This window comes from Mesorhizobium sp. M2E.F.Ca.ET.209.01.1.1, assembly GCF_004010375.2.
In the GTDB taxonomy this organism is placed as follows: Bacteria; Pseudomonadota; Alphaproteobacteria; order Rhizobiales; family Rhizobiaceae; genus Mesorhizobium.
In genome coordinates, this window is record NZ_SADP02000209.1 from 1 (window position 1) to 431 (window position 431).

Annotated in this window: 1 pseudogene; it reads right to left on the reverse strand. The window is 67.5% G+C overall.

Annotated features, from left to right (window positions below):
- Window positions 1-431: pseudogene (opgC, locus tag EN852_RS35335) on the reverse strand (OpgC domain-containing protein); the annotation flags it as partial.

Sequence of the window (431 nt, forward strand, 5' to 3'; positions counted from 1 at the left end):
AGCCGGCAGCGCGACGATCAGATAGCTGACCGAAAGGATGTGCAAGAGCCGTGGCAGCGACAGGAAGGTCTTGTCGAAGCCGCCGATCACCACTGGCAGGTTGAACCAGGTGATCTGGCCCCAGAGCGGGCTGTGCACCCAGATCGCCGCGCCGACGACATAGATGCCGGCGGCGCCCAGCAGCCAGCGATTGACCGGAATCCGCCCGCCCCGCTTCACATGCAGCATGGCGGCAAGGCCGATGTTGAACAGGAACTGCCAGGACAGCGGATTGAGGAACCAGAGCCCGGGCTCGGGATAGTTCGGCGGCGCGATCTGCCAGATGCCGGCGACGAGCCACAGCCGGCCGGACCCGATCAGCGCCGGCACCGGCCGCTACCTGACGCACACCACGAACGCGGGCGCTGCCACAAGCACCGCCGCCTCCACCG